Origin of the sequence: Desulfosediminicola ganghwensis, assembly GCF_005116675.2 — a bacterium.
GTDB lineage: Bacteria > Desulfobacterota > Desulfobulbia > Desulfobulbales > Desulfocapsaceae > Desulfopila > Desulfopila ganghwensis.
The window spans coordinates 2,203,720-2,229,069 of sequence record NZ_CP050699.1 but is presented as its reverse complement, the minus strand read 5'-3'; the positions used below and the strand labels follow the sequence as shown (position 1 = coordinate 2,229,069).

Below are 25,350 nucleotides of genomic sequence, written 5' to 3'. Positions count from 1 at the left end.
GTTACTATACTGTAGGCATACATGTATCGGAATCAAGATATGATAGGGGAGATACAGCAGAGGAAAAGCACCGTTTTCGGATGGAAACTCACCTAACGCCATTCTCGATTCTTTTCATATTTTCCTGGTTTGTAGAGGCCAGTTCCTGAATGGTGGCTGCGAGACCACTAACCACACGGGCCAGACGTTCATAGTCGAGCTTCTCCGGGGTGTCATGTGGGGTGTGGTAGGCCGCATAACGATAAAATGCGGTATCCGTTACCATGATGGCCGGATAGCCCTCTGCCCAAAAAGACTGGTGATCAGACCAGCTCGCCCCCCTGATACAAACGGGGGCGGCAAGCCCCTCCGAGGGGAAATGGCCATGGCGGCGAAAGGCGCTGATGGCTCTTCGAACCAGTCGGCGCGACTTGATATTACTGACAAAGGCTATGAAGTTGGCCTGATCGGGATAGAAATAACTTAAGGGAAAAGGATAGAATTGGCTCTCCCGTTCATCGCTATAGTAGCCCATGGTCTCCAGGGACAGCATGGCCGTGATCTTCTCCTGTCGCATCCGCGCCTGCATGGCATAGACCCGGCTGCCCATGGACTTAGTGGCAAAGAAAGGGGCCTCCTCGTTGGCAAAGGCCACCAGGCGGATGGTGCGTTGCGGCTCGCAGTCCGCCAAAAGGCGGGCCAGTTCCAATAAGACGGCGAGGCCGGATGCATTATCATTGGCACCGGGGCAGTCGGGCACGGTATCATAATGGGCTCCCACCACCACAATCTCCGAGGCCAGCTTCCGGCCAGGGATCCCGATTTCCAGATTGACAACCATCCCCTTGACGCTTGGTACCTCCTGAGCCTCGACCTGATAGCCCAGGGCGGCGAGTTCATCGTGGATATAGCGAACCGAATCAGCCATGGAGCCGGTCGTCCAGATATTACGCGGGCCGATGTCCTGGGCCAGAGCCCGGACATGACCGGCCAGTCTCGCGGTGCTGTAGCTCTCGGCAGCACTTAATTTCTGCAGGGGACCGGTATAAGAAGAGCCCGGCATCCCTATAAGGGCAAGGAAACTGCTCATAATTCCTACCATCAGAAGCAGAAGACAACCCAGTGTTGCCAGCCATTGCAGTATCCCCTGAGGCGCAAACCTCAATCTCACCTCTGACTCCTCCCCATTTTTTCAGATGGCCTGCATCCTCAATCGCCCTGCATCCCACCAGGATTGTCCATCTCCTTTAAGGTGGCCAGGAGCCTGTCGGGCAAAGCTCTTTTTGCTCGACCCGTCGATATCAATTTAAAATTACAGAGGTTTCTGTCTTGAGGGGTGTAATGCGTTTGCTATTTATTCCTGAATGTCAGACAGTCGGGTTCTCCGTTGCGCATGCCGACATTAATATTGGGTGCTACGCACTCGTATTCCTCATTGAAATTGCAATCAGAGGTCTTGCAAGCTCCGACGCCGGCGGTTGAATCTTTGACACCGCCGTGGGTTGAAGATTGGAAAAATGTATCGCAAATTGGTTGGTCGGGATTACCACCGATAGTGATTGCCATGGCATGACAGGCCTTGCTGGTGTTGTAAGCGCAGCCGGAAACAGTGCAATCCATTACTTTTGGCATTTTCATGGTCGTTGTCCTCCTGAAGCACCCCTCTTACAGAAACCTCATGTTGGTTGCATCTGGAGAAAGCCATTCTATTCCGTCTCTTCATGGCCTTTCAGAGGTAGATGAAAACTCAGGTGATGGGTCTCCTTATAGTCATTGAATATTGCCGCAGGTGTTGCTAACTTTTGAACTCACCGTACCTGTCACTCGTTAGCTGATTACCTGAAAGCCTATCGTATGCAGGTGTTTTATTCAAGCGCTCAACCGGTCAATCAGGTTCTGTGATAAAGATCGGGGGCACCCATTAAAAGGCCCCTTGTCAATGGATAATACTCCCCTGTGAGGAAACGAACGTCTTTCCTTTTTAAGGTGTTGTGCTTGCAATAAAACACCTGGCGTGCAGAATACCGATCTTTTTCGCGCCCGTCTTTTCAGAGTAGCGTGTCGGGAAATACTTTCCCGCACCAGTCACCCATCAGGATCGAGGCGTAGGTTGAAGGTTACATTACAGAACGGAGAGACCCGCACAACATCTCGCAGTGGAGCAATGTAACCTTCAACCTACGCCCTGTCCGCATACTCGCGGACCCAGAAAATTATCGGTGCCATGTTGTGTCCAATTGTTTGCACAGATCTCGTGGCTTAAACCCAACCCTTTAGTGGCTCACAGCATGGGCGCCAAAGAAACTGATATTCGGCACAGGCGAAACGGATACCAATCAGATCTGGTGGTTGTTCCATCCCCTCTTCAGGTTCCCCGTTCCGGCCGATTTTTCAGGCAAAGAGTTTGTTGCCATCAAACTCAACATTATCCCTCATGATATAGTAGGCAGCGCGTGCCAGTTTATGTGCTAATGCTGCATAGGCGACAGATGCTGTAGCTTTAGACGATTTCCGGTTGTAAATGGTCCTTGCCTGATCGTTATATCTCCGGGCATATTCCGCAGCCTCGGCGAATGCCCAGGAGAGGTACTTGTTACCGTTTTTGCTGTTGCCTTTCCCTTTGCGTTTTTGTTGCTTAGCCATTTTGTCGGCACCTTTCGACAATAGGACGCATAGTCTCCGACCGTTTTAAACCTAGTGATCCTGCTATAAAAGAGTGGACACTCAGATAAGCCAATATTAAAGAGATTGGCAGGAGGAAGATATGAGTGTTCAAAGAAGAAGATACGATCCAGATTTCAAGCGCAATGCAGTTCAGCTGACCGATGATCCCGGCAGGTCAGTGCAAGATGTTGCCGACAGTCTCGGTATCTCTAAAGACCTTCTCTACAAGTGGAGGCGTGAGTTTCGAGCCAAAGAAGAACTAGCTTTCCCTGGGAACGGTCGTGAGGCTCTGACTGAGCAGGAAAAGAAAATCAGGGACCTGGAGAAAAAGCTCAAGGATGCCGAGATGGAACGAGATATCCTAAAAAAAGCTGTGGCCATCTTCAGCAGAGCACCGAAATGAAATATAGATTTATTGAAAAGAACCGCTCAGCATTTCCGGTGAAGAAGATGTGCCAGGCTTTAGAAGTTACCCCGAGTGGTTTCTATCGTTGGGAGAAAGCTCCTATCTCCAAGCGAAAACGAGAAAATATACGGATTAAAGAGCGCGTGAAGGAGATCTTTAGCGTTCATAAAGGCATGGTCGGCAGCCCGCTTGTTACCGCTGACTTGCGAGATGAGCGTGAATTTTCCAGCGTTAGTCGGCCTCGCGTTGCGCGATTAATGAAAGAAATGGGGTTGAGGTGCAAAACAACAAAGAAATTCGTAGTAACAACCGATTCAAAACATAAGCAACCTGTAGCGCCGAATCTGCTTGATCGTAATTTCTCAGTTTCAGCACCGAACACCACCTGGGTGAGCGATATCACCTACATCAAGGTCGGTGCAAAATGGCATTATCTCACAGTGTTTATTGATCTATTTTCTCGCGCGATTGTTGGCTGGGATCTGAGCGAATCCCTGGAGAGTAAATCTGCAATATATGCACTTAAAAAAGCAATAATGAGGCGCAGGCCTGCACCAGGTTTGATGATCCATAGTGATCGTGGCATTCAGTATGCAAGTTCCAGTTTCAGGGCTGTACTAACACAGAATGGATATATTCAAAGCATGAGTCGCAAGGGAAATTGTTGGGATACTCAGTTATAGTGGTATTGAATGTCAGGCTAGCCTGACCCGTGCTGGGATTGGCTCTATTGCCTTTGCGTTGACCTGTCGGCTGGCCCTGGCGTTCCCCATGCATCACTGGGCCGATTGCTTGTGACCTAATAGGAGCTTTGTCCTGCATCTTGAGTGTCCTGTCCTGTAATCCGGGCTGGTGATACCTACTAAACTTTTAGGAGGTAGTCGATGAGCAGCCAACTGACACGTGAGGTAATCCTTGGTGTTGATACCCACTTGGACCAGCACATTGGAGTCGTCATTGATAGCGTAGGCAAACTTTTAGGTCATTTATCAGTTACAGCTAATTCAAAAGGATATAAACAATTAGCTAAATGGGCTCGATCTTTTGGAGACCTGCAAAGAGCGGGGATTGAAGGTACTGGAACTTATGGTGCGGGCCTGGCCAGGTATCTTGCTGCGGAGGATGTTTTAGTTCTGGAAATTAATCGACCAGATCGTTCAATGCGCCGATTTCGTGGAAAATCTGATCCAACAGATGCTGAGAGTGCAGCCCGCACCGTTTTATCAGGTACCGACTGTGCAGTTCCAAAATCACAGTCAGGTGCAGCAGAAGCAATGCGTATTATTTCAGTTGCTCGACGTAGCACGGTTAAATCCAGGACACAGACAATCAACCAGCTAAGAGGCTTGTTAATTTCTGCGCCAGATGAAATAAGATCAAGATTATGGAAATCAAATGCTGCCGAGTGTGCGAAATGCTGTGCACGCCTTCGTTCTTTGGGTGAAACAAACTGGTCGAAAACCTTGGCAACAACACTTCGCCTCCTTGCTAAGCGCTGGTTATACTTGACAGAAGAACTGAAGTTATTAGACAAAGATCTGGAACAATTGACTGCAAAAGCAGCTACGCGGGTGCGTAAGCAGTTTGGTGTCGGGCCTCAAACAGCTGCCATATTGCTATCTGTAGCCGGCGATAATCCTGAACGTTTACGAAGTGAATCAGCACTTGCATCGTTGTGCGGTGTTAACCCTTTGGAAGCATCTTCTGGGAAAACAGTCCGTCACCGCCTGAATAGAGGTGGTAACCGAGCTGCAAACAATGCTCTCTGGACGATCGCCATGGTACGCATGAGGAGTGATCCACGCACCCAGGTTTATGTCGCTCGTAGAACTGCAGAAGGAAAATCCGTGAAAGAGATACATCGTTGTTTGAAACGTTATATTGTCAGAGAATTGTACCCATTAATTTTGGCTGATTTGGAAGATGCCGCCTTGACCTCTTGACATAGGAGCGTCAATGCAGTCTCTGAATCCTTCTTTGCCTCTTTGAAGACACAGCTGACTCATCATGTGAAATTTCGCGACAAATTGGAAGCCGAGCATTCACTGTTCAACTATATAGAGGTCTATTTTAATCGTCAGAGGAAGCACTCGACGAACGGTTACAAAGCACCAGCTCTTTTTGAGCAGGAGTGGTGGGATAGGGAAAAAACGGCTTAACTAGGGTTCCACTTTATTGTTGCAAGATCATAGCGATAGATCCTGTTTCCAGGGAAATGGTTAAGGCCAGAATTTTGCCTACACCTGGGATGGTGAGTAAATTTCTATATTGATCTTCAATTTTCATCCTTTCATGGCAGGTTCTTTCTATCCTGGTTATTTGCCTGCTCAGATAATCGATGCTCTGTTTGGAAACTTCGCCGCTGAGCGCCAAGTCATCATTGTCACAAAGGAGGGGTGCTACGTGATTCTCTGTTGTCTGTTTGATCTTGTTGCCATTAAGGCTGTGGCCACAGTTTCTTGACAATCTCCCCTGTAGGCTGTTGATTAATGAGGTCCGCAAACTGACCAAATGTCCTCGTTTTCTTAAGAGATCTCGTATAGGTCGCACTTCTTTGGGGTAAATGTATCCTTGTGGGAGGATTCCGAGTTTGGTCATGAAGAATCTGGGGACAGACCAGAATGGCGCTAGTTTAAGCCTTTTTTTCATATCTGCTCCGATGCTGTATTTCGACCATTTCACTCCTAGGTTTGTTGAGTAACTGATAAGGTTTTGGTCTTCGCTTAAGACACCGCGGATCGCTTCGTCCAGGCCTGTCGAAAACTTTGCAACGAGCCACGACAAAGGATAAATCTGAGAGCATGTTTTGTCTTTCATTTGTGCTCAACCTAGAGGACCCCAACCGTGGTTCCCAACTTCTAATAGCCTGTAGACTTCCTTTGAAACTGATAGACCGGATATCAATGTCTACCAGCTGTGTCGCTTGTAACATTATGCGCCGGATGCAGTTGTACGCTATGAAGTACATTAAAATTTCTTTCTTTATCATTTCAGGCGATTGGCACCGGAGGATATCAAATCCCATCGTTGTCTTGATATCACGAAAGAAAAGTTCGACATCCCAACGCTTAAGGTATAACGCTGCAATTTCGTCTTTCAGGTACTGATCTTGATCGATTAGCGTGGTAACAATATGAAATTCTTTTGTTCTAAACCCTGATTGAGTCACCTTTACTTTGATTTGTCTCATAACGAGTTTGTCGGGAAGGTCCTCCCAGGTTTTCCGCGAATACGACACCATTTCCCTGTATACTGGTTTTTTCCATTCAATCAGTAGATCATCAGGAGCGAATTCTTTAATGCAGTTTTTCCTACCGACTGGTTTTCTACGAGCAAGTGTTATCACACTATCAACACAGCGTTTTTTCAGCTCGGCTAAATCGAAGTAACTACAAAAACCTTTATCACCAAGAAAGATATCACCAGCCTCAAAGGTGGACCACTGCTTACGGAACAATGGAAGTTCGTTACTCTTTTTATTACCGATGGCATAGCTGAGCATTGTTCCGGTTTGCAATGAAAAGTATGCGCATATTCGTGCTGAGGGGAAGCCGCATCCTGGTTTCTGGTTCGATGACTGTGGCCAAAGCTCTTGATTTTCTGCTGTATCCGCCATTGTAACACCTGTCCCATCAACAACAATTACCTGGCGATCATTTAATGAATGAGATGCACGTCGTGCTCCGGACCATTTAGCAGTATGTTGAAACACCTCAACAAGCAGATTTTCATCTAATTTCTTACGTGCACAGCAATATGAAGCGGTAGATGATGATGGAAGCCGAAGGCCGTGGTTAGATGCATATGATTGCAACTTTTTTACAGCTTCTCTACATCCACCGTCTGCATCAAGGACTTGGCCTAAGAAGGACCAAAAAGTGTTTTCCTTGGTAAACAAACGTCGTCTGCTCATCTTTCCCGAAGGATCCTGTTTGAGCAATTTCGTGGGAATGAATTGCCCAAAAATCTCTCCTATCTGTTTAAAAGAGTTCTGTCTGAGGGAAGTGATTTTTCGAGCAAATTTTTGTTGTTGGCTATGAGGTTTTCTACCTCGTTTGGGAAGGTGAAAACCGGGCAACATTGGCATGATTTGGTGTTGGTTTCGCATAGCAAATTATACCAATTTTTGCCAATATATTCAGTTGCTTTTCACCTATAAAACACGCTTAAACTAGCGCCATTCGGGACAGACCACGGATCATTCCGGGTGGTTCTGGAAGTGATGGGCCACGGCCAGTCGTGGTTCTGTCATGGCCATGATCTTGCTGCCGAAAACGGGCACCGTAGCATGCACCAGGGTGCTCAGGTAAAGTGCCACTCCAACCGAAAATATCTTTAAATACCAAGGTAAAATTGGTTTGGCTTATGCATAGCCAGCACTCATCATTACACGAATGATGAGGCCAGCCAGAAACCGGATACGGAACATATGCACTTGCCTGCAATGAGCATTGGGCAATGAGGCCACTTCTGCCATGGTCTCTGTTTCGTTTACCGTTGCTACGGCGTGTACCAGATAGGGCTCGTATATGCCCGCTCCTGATGGGTGAGTTGTGCTTCATCAGGTATCTCAGCGCCAAAGCGGAGTTTATCATAGAGCACCCACCTGGGTGTTGGAATCTCAAGTATTCTTGCGTAATAAAAAGCTTTTTGGGTTGGATCGAACTCGGGGTCGGTCCAAACGGCAGTGAGTTCTGATTCTCCGATGCTATTGCTCCATGTGGCCTTGTCAATGTCGACGGTGTTGCCAATAGCTTCCAGGCAGCGGCCATTTGCATCTATCGAACGATCGTCAGAGACGGCGACATCATAGATGCGTTCATGGGTCTTGCCCTGCTCGTCAAGCCAGCCCTTGATGATCTGGACTCTATCCAGATTCGCACCTATAGGATCACGGAGTGCGACCACCATGAAACTTGGTACTTTGTCTTCAGGCGCAGTTGTCAGATCTCCGCCCATGGGAACGCCCTTTTGGTATCCAATAAAGGCAGGAGCTCGATTTCTGATATCATCTTCAACGAATTCCCATCCGCCAAAAAACCTGACTATGATACGGGGACCAGTTGTGGCATAGGTCTCTTTGCGCTCCATGGCATCAAAAATAGCCTCACGGGTATTCTCTGATGCCCAAACAGCCTGATAGCCGGACGCAGATAGTTCATAACCTTCAATAGCCCCCAGTTCTGATTTGACAAATGGGTGCGCTACTCGTGTTTTTGAAGGTTCAGCACTGGTTGATTTCCCGAAGAAGTTTTCTTCTTCGGCTGTGGATAAGCTTGTGTGGCTGTCTGTCGCCCCGACCATGCCGAACTTGTACGGATTGATGCCCAGTTGTTGCTCCAGTAGGAGGCCGTTTTTCAGAGCCTCTCGGGCATACTCACGCTGCAGCATATCATCTTTTTTGAGATCGGTGAGGTCAAGGTTGCCCTTGTCCAGGGTTTCATAGTCTGCGAACTCATCATCGGGCGAAAGAAACGGATGTGCTTCCCCATCACCCTTGATCTGGGTGACTTCGTAGAGTGGTTCCCATTTGGCCCGCAGAGTGAGGTAATTTTCGTCAACCTTGCCTCCTGCATAGGTTTCCACCAGAGGAAACATCCAGCCGTTAGAAAGATTACCGTTATGGGCCAGTGCAAAGGCCTGGCCTCCGGTCTTGTTTTCGTAGGTCTCCAGCCATTTATAGAGATCAAGAGGGTCCTGGGTGCCCAAGGGAGGTTGCGTCGTAAGAGGAATGACCATTCCTGCCCGGCGGCTATCATCACGTAAAATGACATTGCGATGCAAGTTGTAACCTTTGGGAACTGAAGTCCATTCAAAGCCGATTAAGGTGGTAAAGCGGCCCGGTTCGTAAAAATCATCGGCAGTGCTGATAATTTTGTCCCACAGTTTATTATACACTCCGGAACCGGGGGAGTAGTCGGCAACAAGTTTCTCAGGAATTGTCATCTGGGAGAAATTGGTAATCAGGTCGAAGGCGGCCTTAGCGGCGGCCTCACCTCCTTTTTGGAAGCCCTCAGCCCACTCCCTGCCTTTTGGATCCGCGACGATGTTCGGCGCCCCGTTTTGAATATCCGTGGCAATGCCCATCATGTCGGAGTGGTCAGTGATAGCGATCCAGTCAAGAGGCCGGCTGAGTTTTACCGGTAAGCCGGTAGATGAGGTAATCTCTTCACCCCGTGCGAATCGGTATGCATCCTCATGACCTAGGATGTTGCCGAACAGTCCTGCATCGAGCGATAATCCCGTGTGTAAGTGGGTCTCTCCCCAGTAGACCGTACTTGGGAACGTACGCTGTGCATACGGCGAATAGGTTGCACCTGGGTAAAGTTCCTTAAGAACCTCGGGGTCAGTGCTTCCGATGTCGTATGCCAGGACAGCTAGTGGCAGAGTCAAAACAGCTGTAGCTAACGCAAGTGTCTTGGGCAAAGCAGTTGTGAAATTCATTGTGTATCCTCTCTAATGTTGTCAGGGACTAGCCGCTGCCGATGACGTGCTTGATGGTTCTGAAGTCTTCTCCGAGGTTGCTACTTGCCTTTCAGTCTCAAGAGGTCTGATGCTTCTTCACTGAAGTTGGAACAGACAAGAGTGGGCTCCCCCTATGGTTGTGGAAGTACATCCTCTCTAATCCATCACTCCTTGTGCTCATTTTCAGGCTGCCGGGGAGTCACCGAAGGAGGAGGAAAAGGCTGGGAGTTCATCACCTCCACCCGGGTTACGATCTCATCCAGGGTGATGTTCCAGGTCATGCCGTCCACCGCAAAATCAACAGGACCGTCATAATACTGGCGCACCGCCGTAACCACATCGGCAATGGTGTCCGGGTCGTTCTGGAAATGATAGGCCACCGCCCGTTTCGGTTCTGTCATGGCCATGATCTTGCCGAATACAGGTGCTGCAGTATGCACCAGAGTGCTCACGTAAATTGCCTCTGCTGGCTGAAATTTGTATTTGATGACAAAGTACTCGTTGGGCAAAAGCATTCATGGATCGACAGATCCACCCCTCCCGGTGTGCCCGACCCACCACTGGTTGGCGAGGGTGTCGCCGGAAAAAGTCACCTGCATGGCCAATGATCTTGTATCGAGGCCGCCCTTGCTGGTCTCCAGCATCCAGTTGTAGAACTGCAGAATCCCATCCATAGCAGCCTTCATCCCCCAGCTGTCGGGCATGCCGCCGCCACCCGGCCCCCAGCTCACCAGGGGCTGGGACCGTCCATTCTGCATGCCGTAGATCCAGAAGGTGGGCAAGTCACCCATGTGGTCCGCATGCTGGTGGCTGATAAAGATCTTAGTCATATAGTCCAGTGGAATACCAAGCGAATAGAGGGTGGTGAACGAACCGGTCCCCACATCGAAGATAAACTTGTCGCCGTTGCCCAGTTCTATCAGAAATCCTGCGGCGGCCTGTTTGAGGCGCGGCATGGGCATACCGGAGCCAATGGTAATGACGCGCATCTCATCTGGCTTAAGCTCTTCTGTTCCCGGAAAATAGACCTCATGCCGGGGGCATGGCCTGGTCGGCGACCAATCACTCTCAACCGCACCGCCACCTGCTGCCTGGGCGGAGCAGGTACAGAGGACCAAAAACGCTACTGCACTGAAAACAGTTGAGTATAGAGACGATTTTTTCATGGTAGCCCCCTTTGCGGAGAGTAAGCTGCCGGGTTGGCTGTTGAGCCTGTAAGTGCAGGTTGCCTGGCTGATGAATAGGGTACGTATTCAATGATTATATGACCGTTTCCTGCAGGTGAAAAGGGTATGGGTGCGTCAGGAATGGTTTTGCCGCCCGGCAGTATCGGCAAATTGCCAAACGCTATTTCCTGGATGAAGATGATACGACCAGAAAAGGACTGATGAGAAATTGTACTACAAAGAGAATTACAAAAACGTGAGTGTTGTCCAATGACTGTATTGCCTGACATTGCTTATGTGGCTGGATGTGCGTCGAATTTACAGATTTGCCCCTTGACTCAAAGTACCACTCTGTCATAATTTAACTCACTCCTAAACGTACTTTAGGAGACAGTGTGTTTTCGATGTGGGGATGCTCAAGACAAAGCCACCCTAGCCGTGAGGCTGGGGTGGAAAGCGACGGTTTGCGGTTCCCTGCAGAATATTCCGGGGAGGACCGTTTATGGCATACCCACCCGGGTGGAAGGTCGTTCCTTCAGAGGAGGATAAAGACGCATTCGCGGCTTGAATTTCGTTGCCCTGACCAAAATCCAACAAGCTGAATTGATTCAGTTGTTGAGGAGTGTTTCCAGACCAGCCGACTAGAGATTCACTGGAAAAGGAGGTGCTCCTGAATTGGAGATAACGAATGCGGTTGCTGAAAAAAACATACGTTCACTTATTACCCTTTCGATGAGGAGGTAATACCATGAAAAGTCATACATCGAACTTTAAGATAACCCGACGACAGGTTTTGAAGGCTGGCATGGTCAGTGGTGCGGGAATGATGCTACCGTTGAGGTTTCTGCCACGAAATGCATTCGGTATAGAGTTACTGGCTGGGTTGAGCGATCCAGCTCGCCAGCCCAAATTTGTCGAACTGGCGCCGAACGCACTGGATCCGGGTTTCCTGTTTAAGGATCTCAATCAGGATGGTGGGCCAGCTCAACGTCCGAACTTCAGTCTTCGCGTCAAAGAGGCCGTACAGCAGACCGGGCTCATCAATCCGAGAAATGGCCGTAGGCTGAGCACGAAAATCTGGGGTTATGGCGCGGACACCGTCTCCTGGCCCGGGCAGACCTTTCAGGTAATGAGCACATCAGCTGGTGGTGCGGATGAAACGGTGGTCCGCTGGGAGAATGAGCTTCAAGGCAAGAAACATTTGCTTCCCGTGGACACCAATCTTCACTGGTGCTATTCCCTGCATGGTGCAAGCTCTTCAAATGACGTTGATTACAGACAGTACAGCATCAAAAAGAACGGGGTGCCGATTATCACCCACCTTCACGGCGGCAATACCGACTTTCAGTTCGACGGGAATCCGGAGTTCTTCTACAGCCCCGATGGAACGGTTAAAGGGCCGCAGTGGGATTTCGTGGAGGGTGGATTCACCAACACCTTCCGCTACAACAACGGTGTGCCGGCCGCCAACCTCTGGTATCACGATCATGCCCTGGGCCTCACCCGCTTGAATGTCTATGCGGGGATGGCCGGTTTCTACTTTGTCCGTGATGAGTTCGATACCGGTCAGACGGGCAATCCTCTCGGTCTGCCGGCCTTTCCGTACGAGCTGGCCTATGCTGTCCAGGATCGCATGTTTACCGACCGGGGGGCGCTTTTTTACCCGGCTTTTCCGGGCGATCCGTTCTATGATGATTTCATCACCGGAGAAGGAGCCGAATTGCCGCCAGACCTGTTCCCTGGTGGCGGACCTACAGCGCTGGCCGAGTTCTTTGGCGATCACATGGTGGTCAACGGCAAGATCTGGCCCAAGGAAAACGTCGAGCCGCGAAATTACCGCCTTCGCTTGCTCAACGGTTGTGACAGTCGCTTCATGGTTGTTCAGTTCGTGGCTGTCAACGCCGGAGAAACCAATTTTAACACCGCGGGCGATCCCATCCCGTTCTGGGTTATCGGCAGCGATCAGGGGCTCGGCACTCCGCAACAGACCGACACGCTGGTGTTTGAGCCCGGCGGCCGCTACGATGTAGTCGTTGACTTCTCGCAGGTCCCGTCCGGTAGCCGAGTTATTATGAAAAACCTCGGCGGGGATGCGCCTTTCGGTGGTGCTTTCGGTGACGATCTTGACCTTGAAGACCTGTTCCCTGATCGACAAACCGACCGTATCATGGCGTTTGATGTGGTCATGCCACTGTCCGGTGTAGAGGATACCTTCAGCCCTGCCAGTCTTCCTGGATATAATCTGGTAACCAACGGCGGGACAGAGCCAACAACCCGGCGGGTGGCGCTTTTCGAGGGTAAGGACGATTTCGGACGATTGCAGCCCTTGCTGGGTACGGTGGCTGATGGTGATTTAACCGGTACTAATGTTGCGACCGCCTACACCTGGTTCCAGCCGACCACTGAAACCCCGGTCTTAGGCAGCACGGAGATCTGGGAGATCTACAACTTCACGGCGGATGCGCACCCCGTCCATCTGCATCTGGTGAACTTTGATATCCTGGATCGGGAGGATTTCGAATACGATATAACCGGTACCCAGACAATCGCTCAGCACAATGGCAAAACTGGAGAGGCTCCGGAGATTTCCAATATTCGAAATTTTTCAGCCGTATCTGTGGGTTCGGAATACTTCGAGGCTGCGCCGAAAGACATGGTGACCTCTTTGCCAGGCGATCCTGATGGAGACCCCCCAACCGGCCAATTGGTGCGGATTAAAGCGCACTTCAATAAGCCGGGTCGATATGTCTGGCACTGCCACATCCTCTCGCATGAGGACCACGAGATGATGCGCGTGCTGCAAGTAGTAGAAGAAGATTGAGGTGTCTGAGCATATGTAACCCTCATCGGTAACCTTCATCGGAATAGGGTCGCCATCGGCGACCCTATTGGATGAGAAAGAGTTGAGCCGATCCTTGACCCGCTAATCAGATTATTGTCCTGATGTGTTTTCTATACTGCCGATTCTACCCTATTGATTGTGGCCGCGTGGTCCGGTAGAGCCGTCATGAGTCGGGCTGTCATTCCGTATGTATTCTCGGTGGAGCAGATATCGGCTCCCGATACCCACCCACAACTGCCAACCTGGCGAACTGACACCTTCCTGATGCTGCACTTTTCCCATGCCGACACCTTGCCAGGAGCGAACTGACAGTCTCTTTCCATTCCCTGCCTGGAAACAAAAAATCAGCTACAATAAAAACAAAAAGCCATGACGAAGAAGGGCAAAGACGAGTAAAGATCGGGATCAGGTCTTGAATATTGACTATCCGGTGTAGCTGCTACACAGGTCATTCAATCATGCATCAGGTCAAATTGTTGGGATAGATTAGGTGGTGGAATAAATTTAGGGCATTTCTCATTTGTGTGTATCAGCGTGTGTATTGTGAAATTCCTTGTTATGGAAACTGTTGTGAATTGCCATAAAATAGACTTTTAGAATGTTAGTTCGGTTGACGCCGTTTCCACCAAGTAAAAAAGCCGGCAACATTGACGATATCAGTCGTTATCTACTTTTTTTCTATTAGAAAGAATCTCATAGAGTGCCTGAATTTTTGGTGGTATTTGGAAAAGTAGTGATTTTTATCTGCCCCATTAAACTCAATGCACACACCATGGGCATTATGGTTTCCCAATGAAATATCGGATTACCACTCGCCGTGCCCTCACCAGCACCTCCTTATCTGGCCTGGGTTCTACTTCGCTCTTGCCCAGTTCCCTGTTTACCTGTCCCCCTGGCTGCTCAAACCACTCATCTGCAGTCTGAAAAAGCGAGGCCGTTTATCAATTTTGCCAGCCAGAAAATAGAAGAAAACCAAAATATACAATGGTTAAAACAACCTGAACCATGTAGATAGTATTGCTGGAACAAATTGATAGTTTTATATTTTTACAGCGCGTAACAGCGGCAAGGATCGGCTCATATCATGCTCGGAACCATCGTCAACAGTCTGGCCATAATCGGCGGCAGTCTTATCGGGCTGCTCTTTAATAAAGGGATTTCAGAAAGGTACAAAGAGATCCTGATGAGTGCCATAGGCCTGTCGGTGGTATTGATCGGCCTGAAAAGTGCACTGGTTACGGATGACCTCATGGTCGTCATCTTCTCCATGATCATCGGTTCGCTGCTTGGAGAGGCACTGGCTATTGAAAATAAACTCGAGGGATTCGGCAAGTTTCTGGAAAAGAAAATGGCCTCCGCATCGGGAGACACCAGCGCCATCGGCCGTGGTTTTGTCACCGCCAGCCTGGTCTTCTGTGTCGGCTCCATGGCGATTGTTGGCTCACTGGAGAGCGGCCTTACCGGCAATCACCAGACCTTAATGGCCAAATCTGTACTGGACGGGGTAACATCCATTATCTTTGCCTCAACCATGGGCATCGGTGTCATTTTCTCCAGCATCGCCGTCTTTGCCTACCAGGGGCTGATCACAATCTCGGCCGGTTTCCTCAAAAGCTATCTGATACCCGAAACCATCGCCCAGATGACCTCGGTGGGCGGGTTGCTTATCGTGTCTATCGGTCTCAATATGCTGAAAATCACCACAATCAAGATTGGTAATATGTTGCCGGCTATTTTTCTGCCACTGCTCTATTTCATGGTGAAGTCGATTATCTGAATCTTCGAAACGTGTCGCGTGAACTTCTCACCAGAAAATCACGCTCATTCCCGCATCGACATGCCCATTTCAGATTCCATGCTTGCCACGCATACGTTGGCGCCGAATCACCGGTGCCATTGATCAGCTACGTCTTTTCAAGCACCTTGGCTCTCCCGCTCGCTAAAAAAAATTCCCTGGCCTCTGTTGCTGTTATCTGAGTCAACCGAATCTCCGCAACCATCTGATTTTAAATAGTTACCAGATATTTATTGATCAATTTATTTTCAATAAATCGCCAGTACACTGCTCATTTGCCTGCACCATGCACAAATTATTCTTCATAAGCAGACCTGGAACATGGTATGAAGCAAGGTGATAATTATTCACCCTTATGCTTTCTTCTTAAAGTTATCCTTGCTTTTCCACCTTCGAATCACAATTGTCATACAATGACTCGACACCCTGCAACCCATATCGCCCGATTCATAAAACGATTTATCCCCCAATCATCAGCCCTGCTTCTCATTGCCACAACGCTGGCTCTGCTGAACGGTTGCGCGCCCACGCCTGAAAGTGAGCGGATGGTTTCAGCCAAAGATGAGTCGCCCGTTTCCGTGAGCCCCGGTACCTGCGATCAGATAGCGGGCAAAAACCAGCGTCTGAATCCGGTTTTAAATATCACCGGTCTTACCCCTGAACATATCTCTGTTCTTACCTGGAATATCTATAAAAAGAACAAGAATGGCTGGCGGGAGGATCTGCGCACTTTCGGTGCAGGCAAAGACCTGATCCTGCTGCAGGAGGCCTATCTCGACAACGAGTTTCAAAACAATCTGGATAGTCTTTCGGCAAAAGGCCTGTATTGGAACTTCAACAGTGCCTTCAGCTACAAGGGAGTGGCTTCGGGGGTCATGATCGCCTCATGGATATCACCGGAAGAGAGTTGCGGAGTTCAGGAGATGGAACCGCTGCTCAGGCTGCCCAAAACTGCCCTGATCAGCCTCTATCCTGTCGCCGGTTCAACGAAGACGCTGATGGTTGCCAATATTCACGGGGTGAATTTCACTCTGGGCACCGCCACCTACAAAAAGCAATTTCAAACCCTGAAGCAGTTAATGGATGATCATAACGGCCCGATCATCCTGGCCGGGGATTTCAATAACTGGAGCGACAAACGATCGGCAGTGATTGATGAACTGGCCGGAAGCCTCGGCCTGACCGCACTCTCTTTTGAGGATGATGAGAGAACAACTGTCTTCAATGCCCCTATCGACCATATTCTCTACCGCGGACTTGAAGTTGTCTCTAATGATGTGCATCTGGTGGACTCTTCTGATCACAACCCGATAACCGCTGTTTTTCGCTTGGCAAATCCGCTTCTCAGCCAGTACAGAACCAACCACCCATGAAAGTATTTCTGCTATCCCTTATATTTTTCGCCACCACCACAACAAACCTTGCCGCTTCTGAGAACCGGGCAAATGAAGAAATTGACTACCTGCTGAACTATATCAGCGAGAGCGGCTGCACCTTCATTCGCAACGGCAAGGAGTACCCCTCCACCAAAGCCGCGGAACACCTTCAATACAAATACGGCAAGGTAAAAAACCGTATCCCCGACGCCGATACCTTCATCGCTAAAATCGCTTCAGCCAGTTCCATCACCAGAAAGCAGTATGAAGTCCAATGTGGTGATGAGCGGTTGCCTTCAGGTAAATGGCTCAAGGATGCGCTGGAGTCTTTCAGGTTGGAAAGCCGCCATTCATAAATCAACTAGCCGCGTCCCCCCTGGATATAAAGAATATCGGGACGGCACTCTCCTCACCCACCCGACGCATCTCACTGAGTGGTAAACCGCACATGTGCGTCCGCACCCACCGGCGGAAAAGTTTATTTCATTACCCCGATGTCCTGATGATGGAAACACATAGGGTACGCAACCAGATCAGTTTAACTAAAATATTGAACTGATTCCCTTATTCTGGAACTTGCCCTTAATGCTGATCAGTTCGTCCTTGATCGCAAAAAAGGCATCCACCACATCCGGGTCAAAATGCTTTCCCTTTTTGTCCTGGATAATGGCATAAGATTTTTTCAAAGAAAAAGGATCTTTATATGGCCGACGCACGGTCAAGGCGTCAAATACGTCTGCAATGGCAACAATGCGCCCCACCAATGGGATCTCTCTTCCCTTCAATCCCTTGGGATAGCCGCTGCCCTCCCATTTCTCATGATGGGTTAAGGCTATGATTTCAGCGGTCTTAAAAAATTTGGAGGTAGACGACTTTAAAAGTTTGCCACCGAGAGTCGTATGCTGCTTCATAATCTTCCACTCATCGGCGTCAAGCTTTCCCGGCTTAAGCAAGATACGATCGGGGATACCAATTTTGCCCACATCGTGCATGGGAGCACTGTGAAAAATATTTTCAACCTCCCCATCCGTTAATCCCATTTGCCGGGCCAACGCAGCAGAATAATGGCTCATGCGCTGAATATGTGCGCCGGTATTCTTATCCTTGTACTCGGCTGCCATGGATAGCCTATGAATGGTTTCCAAGGTGGCATTTTTTATTGTCTCGAGGGCTTGCTTCAACTGTTTCGTTCGCTGCTCGACCATATCCTCAAGCAATCGAGACTGGTTGTAGAGAGCCAGATGCGTTTGCACTCTTGCCAGAACAATCGACGGGGAAATCGGTTTCGTGATATAATCCACCCCGCCAGCCTCAAAACCTCGGCGTTCATCTTCCAACTCCCCCATAGAGGTGACAAAAAGGACGGGAATATTGGCTGTGTCATGTTGTGCCTTCAGGTGTCGGCATACGTCATAGCCGTTCAATCCTGGCATTATGACATCCAGCAGTATCAGATCCGGCCTAACCGTGCCGGCAAGTTCAATGGCCGTCTCCCCATCCTCGGCAAAAAACACCTCATACTCAGGGTCCAGAATCTGCCCCAACAACTTCAAATTGACAGGTGTATCATCTACCAGCAGTATTTTGTACCGGTTGCTGTTCAAACTATTCATCCATATCCATCTGTAATTTCAATGCCAGTTTAAATGCTTTCCCCTTTGCTCCGTCACAATCAGGCTCCTTACTGTTTCTTGATAGCGGTATTGATGCTGGAGGCAACAGTTGCCGCCCGGCTTATAACCAGATTACCTGTTATTCCTTTGAATAGTATGTGTTAAATGATATGCATATTCCACATTTTCTGCCTCTAAAAGCCGCCTCAATTCAGCGCCAGTTCTCCACAGTTGCCCGTAAAGCTCTTCGACGTAAGTAGGTAACTAAACAGAATTCTACAAATTTCTATTCCGTGTCCAATGTCAATGCCATCGAGAGAAGACAACTCGGATATGGGTTGCGGCCTGCTTATTTTCCATACGCAGGCAACACCATCACCCTTTCCGCGATGAAAATCATACTGGCCGGTAGCCACCGCCTGTTAAAAGGTATCCAATCTCAGACGAAGAGAGTTATAGGCGAGTCTGAGATACCAAAAGTCAGTGGCAAACGAGGCAGACAGGTGATTGAAATGCCGGGCTAATGAGGCCCTCCACACCATGCAGTCCGAATGTATGAGCGAGGGCCTTGCGAGACTGCTTGTAAGCGAATCTGGCGATATCAATAGCAATGACATGTCATTATTGCTGTGAGCCGTAACTGGCAGCCTCATGGTTTCAGCTCCTGCAACTGCGGCAGGTTGGGTAAATCCCTTTTTGCCTGGTGGTAGCTCTGTGAACACGACCACCTGGAATCGTTGAACAGAAAGGTCTGATGGTCAGCGTTTAGCGACACCTCCATTGCCGTTGGCATTTTTTCCCCTGGTGTCCGTTTTATTCAACCTCCGCCAGAGTCTCCTCAGATTTTTTTATTAGACTTTGTGTGCTCATTGCATCTATCGTGAGTACATAAAGCGTGGTTTCGTGGTTGGTATGAGTTCAACTCTTACCCCGACGTGGGCCCGGTGCATACACAACAATCAAGGAATAAACGCCACATTGATGTTCTCGCAGACGGCAATGATCACATGATGCCAACCCTGTCCGTGGAAACTGCCCGCCGAAATCACAGTCCTGTATTGGGAGTTGACAGCGACCCAGCCAAACGCAAGAAGCAGAAAGACATTCCCTAGAAAATCAAACCATAACAATTTGATAGATGAATTATTATTTAAAGATCAGATTATGAAAATACAAGGAAACCTCCTGATACTCATTGTAGTGACCATGAGTATTGTTGCCGGTTGTGCTTCAGTAACGCCCCACCAACCGTTGCCATCTGATTTCAAAGGACTGGCCCAGATCCCAGGAATACCCCTCAAAGGTAGGTTCTGGGGCGATTTGCCACCGCCCTGGGCTGACAGGTGGCAAACACTCTCCAAGGAAGAACTCGCAGATGACTTCAGCGGCATAATGGGGAGAGAACACAATTATCTGGCAATCTCTGGTGGAGGAGCCGAGGGAGCTTTTGGAGCAGGACTGCTCGTGGGCTGGTCAGCCACCGGTACACGCCCAGAATTCACCATCGTGACCGGTGTGAGTACAGGAGCTCTCACCGCACCTTTTGCATTTCTGGGTCCGGAATACGATGCGCAACTCGAAGAAATTTACACCACCCTGTCAACGAAAGATCTCTTGAGAAGACGTTCAATCCTCTCGATCATATCGGGGGACGCCGCGATGGGGAACGAACCGATTTACGCTCAAATCAAGAAATACATAGATCAAAAAGTCGTAGACGCAATTGCGACAGAGAATACCAAAGGGCGCAAGCTGTTTATCGGAACAACCAATCTGGAGGCGGGAAGGCCGGTTATCTGGAACATTACCGAAATTGCGGCCAGCGGCCATCCACAGGCATCAGAATTGATCCATAAAGTGTTGCTGGCATCTGCGTCAATACCAGCGGCCTTCCCACCCATTTTTATCGAGGTCGAAGCAAACGGGCAGCGCTATGACGAAATTCATGTCGATGGTGGTACAACAACCCAGATATTCCTCTATCCGGTGGGCGTTAAGTGGTCAACAGTGATTGGGAAGCTTGAAATCAAAGGCACCCCCAATCTATATCTGATACGTAATGCCCGCCTGTACCCCCAAATGCAACCCATTGATCCCAAAATCATTCCAATTGCAGGTAGCGCAATTACCTCACTCATCCGCACCCAAGGTATCGGCGACATGTACAGATTATATTATGGCGCGGTGAGGGATGGACTGAATTACAATCTGGCTTTCATACCTGCTGATTTTAATGAGAAACCAAGTGAAATATTTGACCCCAACTATATGCGTCAATTATTCGATCTCGGCTACCAGATGGCAGAATCTGGTGAGCCCTGGCTTCCAACACCGCCAACCCTCAAGGATCTTTGATATGATGATCAAAATCGTTCGGGCCGGGGTAGGACACTATTGCTCAACTCTAACTGCCAGGTAAGATCCTAACCTTTAAAACTGCTATTTTGCAACAGCCGCTACAACGGAGATTTCAACCAGCAACGCGTCTCTTGCCATAGACGCCTCCACACAGGCACGTGCCGGTGCGTGCCCCTCAGGGACCCAGTTATCCCAAACCTCGTTCATCTCGGCAAAATCTTCCATGGATTTTATATAGATGGTGGCAGAGAGGATATGTTTTCTGTCGCTTCCAGCCTGTTCAAGGAGAAAATCAACTTTGGCAAGCATCGTTTCAGTCTGTTCCTTGATACCCATGCTCGCGTCTTCCGCCACCTGACCGCAGAGATAGATTGTACCGTTATGGATAACGATCCTACTCATCCGCTGTTTAGTTTCCATTCGTGTAATTATCATTTTCCTGTTCTCTATTTGTTTGCTGTCGAATGTTTTTATTGTTGAGATGTACATATTCAAAATAACTGGGAGGATCGACTCAGATATGATCCAGGGAGACTCCTGTTCAAGATAAAGTTTTTCCCGTTCAATTCTTTCAGTTCTCTCTTCGCGCAGCCATCTTGTCTGCTCTGTACACCTGGCTAACATCTCAGGTTAGCCAGAGGAACACAAGTTCAAGCTTATGTCTTGCGATATAAGAACATTAACAGTAGTCGTCTGTCGGGCGCACCCTGCAATCTGGCTGTGAAGTTATCAGTCTGATGAGATATACCACCACAGTATCGTTCATTCCCTCTCTTACAGTAAATCATCTCAACAGAAGTGAGTATAGGGTCGTCAAAGTTCGGACTGAATAGAGATGTGCTCTGACGCAATAAAAGCAGATGAGCCAACACGTGAGCGAATCTTCAACCAACATTGGCACCGAGGATTGTCATTCCTATTTGAATTCCAAACGAGCAACACGCCCGGGTAACTTAACCCAGGAAGACACCAGACAAAGACAGGGCCAAATCCCCACCCATTAGATTTGTGCCACAATGAAGCGGGCCCCCGATACTCATTCACTGTTATACACTCAGGAGGCCTCTCCCGACAGGAGTAACGGCCCGGGCCATCCAGGTTGTAATTAGCCAGCAGACCTGGCTGTCAGCATCCGTCGGTAATCCTCCCGCAACCGATTCGTTGCCAGCAAGACATTGTCCATATACGTCTTTTCCTTTTCAGAGACCAGACGGAGATCAAGAGCGTCACGGTTTGATCGAATTACCGCACCGGCGGGTACATAGGTGTAAGCCTCAAGAGTCGTTTTCATTATGGTCGCGTTCATCCCCACCCACACACCTGCTTCCAGGCTTGCGCTGTACACTGTGCTGCGCATGGCAATAAAGCACCCTATTCCCACCTCACAAGGCCCGTGAATAGCCGCGCCATGGGCCACGGTAGAACGTTCCCCTATACTGACAATATCGCCACCGTGACTGTGGATAATGACACCATCCTGAATATTGCATTCCTCCCCCAGAATGATTGGGCTAACTTTACCATCAGGCCCCGGTTCATCAGATCGGATTACAGCCAACGGAGCAACAAATACATTTTTGCCCACTTTTACGTTCCCTATTATCTGTGCTGATGGATCTATGAGAGCCGTGGGATCAATTTCTGGATAATCTCCAACAAGATTTGGCCGGATATTATTGCACGCACTGATCATTTTTTCTTCTCCTCTTGGTTAGTTTCCTCCAAAATACTCGACATCCCCAACGTCACAACTAACAAGTCAAAATCAAGGTTACGTGAAACTGTGCCACACACAGAACATGGGCCCACGTCCCCGCATTCCTCGCAGGATCAAAATCTCAATGGATACGCTGAAGCTGGACCAGAGAACATACAGGATACGAAACCCCTTTGACTTTTGTCTCATCCATGTCTTTATAAGCAATACACAACCAACCGATTTAAAATAATAGCACCAATTTTCAGATAGATGGAGAAGTATCTTTTCCCATACCGGAGCGGTATAAACCACATGGAAAAAGGCCAGCAATTGGTTAGACTGCGTAGAGTTCGTAGTTCATTACAGTCCTGATTTTTCCTCATGCATCCGCACCGCGCCAAGCTGATTTTCACCCAACACAATTTTTGTCTTGGTGTAACGCCTCTCCCCAGAGATCTTGGTAAGGTTTGCCTCCTTCCCGTCTCTTTGCTCCCTGCCTGACTGAATCATTCATTATGTCAGCCGCCTTTACCCGGCTCCAGCACCAGTTTTACAGCTTCTTTGCGCCACAGTTGCAGTGTCTGCTCCGCACGATGACAATTCAAATGCTATTTGCAGAAGTTGTCCTTCAACCTCCAGACGACCGGAGTGGGACCTGAGAATCCTAATCCTGCACAAAAATTCCTGATTACATTGATACTGCAAAACTACTACTGCTATCGACCACAGCAAAATCGGCTTTCCCGTTTATCAAGAAAAGCATTTTCAAACGATGCATCATCTTTGATTTCTCTCTCAGGCTCAGACACCACAAGTTCAAAAAAAAGCCTCTGGAGGATATTGAGTGAATTCCTCTGGTCTCTACCTGTTCACTTTACTCGAAGCCTGTCGGAGAATTGCAATTATTGCACAGATCGAGACATCGAGGGGGGTGGCAGATCATGCCGGACCATATGGCTGATATTACAAGCATTAATTTTCCATTTATAATGCCGACTTGGGGAAAAGGGTTTTCTCCGACAGGCTCCTGGTTAATAACTCGTTACATGATTGAGTGTCTCATTTTTCGCAAAAATAGAACCTGGTTTAGCAGTAAACTTAGTGAAATACAGGACTTGATCTGGGCCAGAAGGTGCTCTAACCTGTTTATAGCAGGCGGCTAGCCCCCTTCTAATGAAACGGAAATTGACAATACAGGCTTCTGGAGCAACTGATAATGACCTCGGATAAAGAATGCAGCACCCTTGAATCCATAAACCGTTCCCTGCGAGAAGAGATTGCGGAGTTGACTCATCGACTGAAATCCAAAGAGCAGGAAGTCGAAAACTTAGGCGCGTTATCACTGACTGAAATTATACTTGAAAACAGTAACGCCATCCTCTTTCGTCGTTTGGCAGCCGATGATCCCAAAAAGCGTAAAATGGTCTATGTGTCTCCAAACATCTCGTGCTTTGGTTATCATGCAGAAGACTTTCTGGTGGGAAAAATCATGTTCAGGGATATTGTCTATCATGAAGATTCAGCGAGAACTCTAAAGGAAATACAGGATTTTGTAAAACAAGGGATAGAGAGCTACTCTCAGACATATCGTATTATCACCGGCAATGGTGATATTCGCTGGATCGAGGATCGCACCTCAATTTTCGAAGACCCCTCTACAGGAACCCGTTACCACCAGGGTATTGTGATCGATATTCATGAGAAGAAAAAAGCTCTTCAACTTGCGGCAGAAGTGCAGAAGAGCCTCTTGCCTGAGGATGATCCCATTATTGACGGCCTCGATATCGCAGGAAAAACATTCCCCTGTGATGAGGTGGGTGGTGATTATTTCGATTATTTACCCGAATCTACAACGGGGAATGGATCTTTATCGATAATCATAGGCGATATTAGCGGACATGGCGTTGATGCCGCTCTTCTGATGGCAAGTGCTCGAGCATTTCTTAGGATGCGGGCGTCACAGCAAGGAGCAGTGAAGGATATAGTGATGGCCATGAATCGACATTTGACCGAAGATATGGAAAAAAACGGCAGGTTCATGACATTGTTTTATCTTACTCTGGATCGGTGTCATACGAGCATGGAGTGGGTTCGCGCCGGGCACGACCCCGCAGTTCTGTACGACCCGGTTACCGATCTCTTTACGGAGTTGAAAGGCCCCGGTCTCGCACTCGGTATTGATAAGGATTATGACTACCATCAGCAGCAATTCGAGAGCCTGGCACCTCATCAAGTTCTTCTGTTGACAACAGATGGTATCTATGAAGCCTGCAACCAAGATAATGAAATGTTTGGTAAAGAACGCATGCAAAATATAGTCCGACAACATTCAACTCAAACAGCGAAGAACATTCTTGACCAGATCATTCAGGAGCATAACAGTTTTACCTCAGGAGTCGCTCAAGCGGATGATATTACCATAGTTATCGTGAAAATTATTTAGCAATCAATTGATGTTCCTGTTTTGCCTGTTTTGCCTGTTTTGCTTTGATGAATGTATGTTCTTACAGGAACATTACATAATTTGGGGGAAACATTCCGGTACCTTACTTGGGGCGCAACACTGTTGTAATGCCTGATTTGCAAGTAGTCTCTTCTATCCTTTAAAGAGTGCCGGTTATTCTCACTCAATGCGGGGTCACCAAGAACCTGATCCCACTAATTATTTTCTGCATCTTTTTCGAGATTCTTCTTACGCTGCAACAATCTGAGAAACGTTAAACCAACAATCAGACAACCGAGAAACGGCATTTCATTCACAACTTCGTGTATTGCCGTAGGATCAGGAAACGTATATTTCATCAATGCGGGAGCACCAAAACATACTGCAGCCACGAAACTACCTAACATCAGTTCCTTAATTCCGCCGGTATCAAGAATTCTCATAGCCCACCCCTCTTCTCACCATTTATATTTCTGTAGATCTTCTACGCATCTGCAATAGCTCAGGTTGCCCAACCGTTTGCTTGAGTCGGTTCTATAACCGT

19 protein-coding genes and 4 pseudogenes are annotated in these 25,350 nt (G+C 48.5%); 11 read left to right on the top strand and 12 right to left on the bottom strand.

The features are described from left to right. Positions 1-88: 88 nt before the first annotated feature. From FCL45_RS09420 to FCL45_RS09410, 3 genes and pseudogenes are all read right to left on the bottom strand, one after another. Positions 89-1,150: a M20/M25/M40 family metallo-hydrolase gene (locus FCL45_RS09420; protein WP_217907705.1), complete on the bottom strand. Its 1,062-nt coding sequence runs from the start codon at positions 1,148-1,150 to the stop codon at positions 89-91. A 179-nt stretch (positions 1,151-1,329) separates the two neighbouring features. Beyond that, the gene (locus tag FCL45_RS09415) at positions 1,330-1,617 is read right to left on the bottom strand and encodes a DUF1540 domain-containing protein (RefSeq protein WP_136798895.1); all 288 of its coding nucleotides are present in this window, start codon (positions 1,615-1,617) and stop codon (positions 1,330-1,332) included. A gap of 753 nt (positions 1,618-2,370) precedes the next feature. Next, positions 2,371-2,681: pseudogene (locus FCL45_RS09410) on the bottom strand (transposase); the annotation flags it as partial. Positions 2,682-2,743: 62 nt separating this feature from the next. Between FCL45_RS09410 and FCL45_RS09400 the strand changes: the two are divergent. From FCL45_RS09400 to FCL45_RS09390, 3 genes and pseudogenes are all read left to right on the top strand, one after another. After that, a pseudogene (locus FCL45_RS09400) lies at positions 2,744-3,720 on the top strand (IS3 family transposase); the annotation flags it as partial. Positions 3,721-3,933: 213 nt separating this feature from the next. After that, the gene (locus tag FCL45_RS09395; RefSeq protein ID WP_136800040.1) at positions 3,934-4,992 is read left to right on the top strand and encodes an IS110 family RNA-guided transposase; all 1,059 of its coding nucleotides are present in this window, start codon (positions 3,934-3,936) and stop codon (positions 4,990-4,992) included. Positions 4,993-5,013: 21 nt separating this feature from the next. Beyond that, positions 5,014-5,208 (top strand): annotated as a pseudogene (locus FCL45_RS09390) (IS3 family transposase); the annotation flags it as partial. Between the two features lie 34 nt (positions 5,209-5,242). Here FCL45_RS09390 and FCL45_RS09385 read toward each other — a convergent pair. The 5 genes and pseudogenes from FCL45_RS09385 to FCL45_RS09365 all read right to left on the bottom strand — a co-directional run. Then, positions 5,243-5,647: pseudogene (locus tag FCL45_RS09385) on the bottom strand (transposase); the annotation flags it as partial. Between the two features lie 34 nt (positions 5,648-5,681). After that, positions 5,682-7,136: an IS4 family transposase gene (locus FCL45_RS09380; RefSeq protein WP_217907577.1), complete on the bottom strand. Its 1,455-nt coding sequence runs from the start codon at positions 7,134-7,136 to the stop codon at positions 5,682-5,684. Positions 7,137-7,549: 413 nt separating this feature from the next. Next, the gene (locus FCL45_RS09375) at positions 7,550-9,493 is read right to left on the bottom strand and encodes a DUF3604 domain-containing protein (protein WP_136799736.1); all 1,944 of its coding nucleotides are present in this window, start codon (positions 9,491-9,493) and stop codon (positions 7,550-7,552) included. A gap of 185 nt (positions 9,494-9,678) precedes the next feature. Continuing rightward, complete coding sequence (locus FCL45_RS09370; RefSeq protein WP_136799737.1) at positions 9,679-9,966, bottom strand: hypothetical protein; 288 nt, start codon at positions 9,964-9,966, stop codon at positions 9,679-9,681. A gap of 63 nt (positions 9,967-10,029) precedes the next feature. Next, entirely contained in the window at positions 10,030-10,680 is a 651-nt protein-coding gene (locus tag FCL45_RS09365) for an MBL fold metallo-hydrolase (RefSeq protein WP_136799738.1), read from the bottom strand. Positions 10,681-11,428: 748 nt separating this feature from the next. On the opposite strand from FCL45_RS09365, the gene FCL45_RS09360 reads away from it, so the two are divergent. The 5 genes from FCL45_RS09360 to FCL45_RS09340 all read left to right on the top strand — a co-directional run bounded on the left by FCL45_RS09360 (position 11,429) and on the right by FCL45_RS09340 (position 17,049). Further along, positions 11,429-13,501: a multicopper oxidase family protein gene (locus tag FCL45_RS09360; protein WP_136799739.1), complete on the top strand. Its 2,073-nt coding sequence runs from the start codon at positions 11,429-11,431 to the stop codon at positions 13,499-13,501. Positions 13,502-13,687: 186 nt separating this feature from the next. Continuing rightward, entirely contained in the window at positions 13,688-13,831 is a 144-nt protein-coding gene (locus tag FCL45_RS09355) for a hypothetical protein (protein ID WP_153305571.1), read from the top strand. A gap of 775 nt (positions 13,832-14,606) precedes the next feature. After that, positions 14,607-15,299: a DUF554 domain-containing protein gene (locus FCL45_RS09350; RefSeq protein ID WP_136799740.1), complete on the top strand. Its 693-nt coding sequence runs from the start codon at positions 14,607-14,609 to the stop codon at positions 15,297-15,299. 344 nt (positions 15,300-15,643) lie between these two features. Beyond that, positions 15,644-16,690 (top strand): endonuclease/exonuclease/phosphatase family protein, encoded by a 1,047-nt coding sequence (locus FCL45_RS09345; RefSeq protein ID WP_136799741.1) that lies wholly within the window; start codon positions 15,644-15,646, stop codon positions 16,688-16,690. Further along, positions 16,687-17,049 carry a DUF5329 family protein gene (locus tag FCL45_RS09340; RefSeq protein ID WP_136799742.1) on the top strand — a complete coding sequence of 121 codons (363 nt, stop codon included), beginning with the start codon at positions 16,687-16,689 and terminating at the stop codon, positions 17,047-17,049. Before FCL45_RS09345 ends, FCL45_RS09340 begins: the two co-directional genes overlap by 4 nt. 186 nt (positions 17,050-17,235) lie before the next feature. Here FCL45_RS09340 and FCL45_RS09335 read toward each other — a convergent pair whose 3' ends face one another. Continuing rightward, the gene (locus FCL45_RS09335) at positions 17,236-18,306 is read right to left on the bottom strand and encodes a response regulator (protein ID WP_136799743.1); all 1,071 of its coding nucleotides are present in this window, start codon (positions 18,304-18,306) and stop codon (positions 17,236-17,238) included. 293 nt (positions 18,307-18,599) lie between these two features. Here FCL45_RS09335 and FCL45_RS09330 point away from each other — a divergent pair, with 293 nt between their 5' ends. Next, complete coding sequence (locus FCL45_RS09330) at positions 18,600-18,830, top strand: hypothetical protein (protein WP_136799744.1); 231 nt, start codon at positions 18,600-18,602, stop codon at positions 18,828-18,830. A 640-nt stretch (positions 18,831-19,470) separates the two neighbouring features. Beyond that, positions 19,471-20,661 carry a patatin-like phospholipase family protein gene (locus tag FCL45_RS09320; RefSeq protein WP_217907704.1) on the top strand — a complete coding sequence of 397 codons (1,191 nt, stop codon included), beginning with the start codon at positions 19,471-19,473 and terminating at the stop codon, positions 20,659-20,661. An 84-nt stretch (positions 20,662-20,745) separates the two neighbouring features. Here FCL45_RS09320 and FCL45_RS09315 read toward each other — a convergent pair whose 3' ends face one another. Together FCL45_RS09315 and FCL45_RS09310 are read right to left on the bottom strand one after the other, a co-directional pair. Next, entirely contained in the window at positions 20,746-21,096 is a 351-nt protein-coding gene (locus tag FCL45_RS09315; protein ID WP_136799757.1) for a RidA family protein, read from the bottom strand. Positions 21,097-21,769: 673 nt separating this feature from the next. Further along, the gene (locus FCL45_RS09310; RefSeq protein ID WP_136799745.1) at positions 21,770-22,357 is read right to left on the bottom strand and encodes an LbetaH domain-containing protein; all 588 of its coding nucleotides are present in this window, start codon (positions 22,355-22,357) and stop codon (positions 21,770-21,772) included. A 1,222-nt stretch (positions 22,358-23,579) separates the two neighbouring features. On the opposite strand from FCL45_RS09310, the gene FCL45_RS09305 reads away from it, so the two are divergent. Continuing rightward, positions 23,580-24,806: a PP2C family protein-serine/threonine phosphatase gene (locus FCL45_RS09305; protein WP_136799746.1), complete on the top strand. Its 1,227-nt coding sequence runs from the start codon at positions 23,580-23,582 to the stop codon at positions 24,804-24,806. 215 nt (positions 24,807-25,021) lie between these two features. Here the strand turns inward: FCL45_RS09305 and FCL45_RS09300 are convergent, their stop codons facing one another. Beyond that, positions 25,022-25,249, bottom strand: a complete 228-nt coding sequence (locus FCL45_RS09300; protein WP_136799747.1) for a hypothetical protein — start codon at positions 25,247-25,249, stop codon at positions 25,022-25,024. Between the last annotated feature and the right edge of the window lie 101 nt (positions 25,250-25,350).